General features: G+C 76.4%; 2 protein-coding genes. Both read left to right on the top strand.

Annotated elements, in window-relative coordinates:
- Window positions 1-1034 (top strand): DUF3152 domain-containing protein (locus GL263_RS25095; protein WP_228456811.1); only part of this gene is annotated, 1034 nt, incomplete at its 5' end.
- A 218-nt stretch (window positions 1035-1252) separates the two neighbouring features.
- Window positions 1253-2422, top strand: a 1170-nt coding sequence (locus GL263_RS25090) for a DUF3492 domain-containing protein (protein WP_182858028.1), incomplete at its 3' end; no start/stop codon positions are given.

Below are 2422 nucleotides of genomic sequence, written 5' to 3'. Positions count from 1 at the left end.
TCCCCGGCCCGCACCCGGACCGCGCCGCGAGCCCCGGCCGCCAGCCGGGCGGCGCCGCACCCCGCCAGGAGTACCTGGACGCCTTCGACACCCCGGGCGGCGACCGCGGCCTGCCGCCGGCCCGCCCCGCCCCCGAACCGCACACCGCGCGGCCGCCCGAGACGGACCGCCGCCCCGAACCCGAGGAACCGGAAGTCACCGAGGACACCTTCGCCAGTCCCCGCCGCGGCCGCACCCTGACGGGAGTCGCCGCGGCGGCGATCACCACCGTGCTCGCGGTGCTGGTCGCCGGCCAGGTGGCCACCGGGCGGGACGACGGCCAGGCGAACCCGTCGGCCGACAAGGGCGACACCCGGGAGGTCGGCGGCACCTCGCGCGGCGACGAGCGGCCGCCGCCCGCCGGTCAGAAGCCGCCCGAGCAGCCCCGACCGGCCACCTACCAGCAGAAGATGGCCGCGCTCTTCGACATCGACCCGAAGCTCGACGGCCCCGGGCGCTTCGACACCGTCGGCGGCACCGACCCCGGACCGAAGTCCGGACGCCCGTACACCTACCGGGTGGACGTCGAGAAGGATCTCGGGCTCGACGGGGGGCTGTTCGCCGAGGCCGTGCACAAGACGCTCAACGACGAACGCAGTTGGGCGCACGGCGGCGAGCGGTCGTTCACCCGCGTCTCCTCCGGCCGGGCGGACTTCGTGATGACACTCGCCAGCCCCGGGACGACCGCCGACTGGTGCGCCAGGTCCGGGCTCGACACCACCGAGGACAACGTCTCCTGCGACTCGGCGGCGACCGAGCGCATCATGATCAACGCCTACCGGTGGGCGCGCGGTGCCGAGACCTTCGGCCCCGACAACATGCTGGCGTACCGTCAGATGCTGATCAACCACGAGGTCGGCCACCGGCTCGGCTACGGCCACGTGGCGTGCGAGCGGGACGGCGCGCTGGCCCCGGTGATGATGCAGCAGACGAAGTTCCTCACCACGGACGACCGCACGTGCCGCCCCAACCCCTGGCCGCACCCGGACCTCTGACGCCGGCGCACGCTCCCACGGCCGACGCCGGGCGGACACTGCCACCTTGAACGCCCGCGCGGGGCAGAAGTCACGGTTGTTCACCCCTTCCGGTGGTGCCGCGGACAACCGTCCGCCGTACCCACCGGCCGCGCGCTTACCGTCTTCCCGCAACGCCGCGACGGCCTTGCGTCGACAACCGTCCTCAGGGCTCGGTACGGAAGAACGGGGGTGTGCCCATGCGCGTCGCACTGCTCACGGAAGGCGGCTACCCTTACGCGCACGGCGAGTCGGTCGTGTGGTGCGACCGGCTGGTGCGCGGCCTGAGCGGCCACGAGTTCGAGGTGTACGCGCTCAGCCGCGGCCGCCGGCAGGAGGAGGCCGGATGGCTCGGGACGGCGCTGCCGGCCCACGTCCGGCGGGTCCGCACCGCCCGGCTGTGGGGGCCGCCCCGCCCGGCCCGGCCGAGCGGGGGGCGCGGCGGCGGGGCCGCCCGCCGGCAGGACTTCGCACGGCGCTTCGACGCCCACTTCGAGGAACTCGCCCGCGCGGTCTGCTCCCCGGGCGAGACCACGGCCGAGGACCCCGCCGACCCCGAGGCGGACCGTTTCGCCCACGGCCTCTACGGACTGGCCGACCTCGCCGCCGAGTACGGCGACCTCACCGCCGCGCTCTGCTCGGAGCAGACCGTCCGCCTGCTGGAGGCGGCCTGCCGCGCGCCGGGCGCGCCGCGGGCCGTGCGGACGGCCCGCGTGGCCGACCTGCTCGCCGTCGCCGAGCGGCTGGAACGCGCGCTGCGTCCGCTCTCACTGGACTGGCACCTCCCGCCGCCGCGCGGCGAGGACACCGGGCTCGCCGGGGCCGACCTGTGCCACGCGGTGGGCGGCGGCGTCGCCGCACTGCCCGGACTGCTCGCCAGACGCCTGCACGGCACCCCGCTGCTCCTCACCGAGTACGGCGTCCGACTGCGCGAGCACTACCTGAGCGGACTCGCCGGCCTGCTCGACCCGGCCGGCGGCGCGCCCCGCGCCGGCTCGGCGGCCGTCCGCGCCCTGCTCGGCTCGTTCCAGCGCCGGCTCGCCACCGAGGCCTACCGCACCGCCGACCTCATCACCCCGGGCAACACCCACACCCGGGGCTGGCAGGTCCGCTGCGGTGCCGCGCGTGAGCGGCTGCGCACGGTCTATCCCGGCATGGACGGCGGCCGCCTCCTCCAGGTGCCCGAGGACGACGGCGGTCCGACCGCGGACCCGCTGCTGGTGTGGGTGGGCCCGCTCACCCCCGCGAAGGACCCGGCGAACCTGCTGCACGCCTTCGCCGAGCTCCGCCGCACCGAGCCGGCGGCCCGGCTGCTGGTGGTCGAGACCCGCCCCGGCGCCGGCGGCGACGACGGCTACGCCGCCCACTGC

Origin of the sequence: Streptomyces durbertensis, assembly GCF_014156695.1 — a bacterium.
Classification (GTDB): Bacteria; Actinomycetota; Actinomycetes; order Streptomycetales; family Streptomycetaceae; genus Streptomyces; species Streptomyces durbertensis.
Note: the sequence above shows the minus strand (reverse complement) of the source record. Positions and strands in the feature narration are given on the sequence as shown.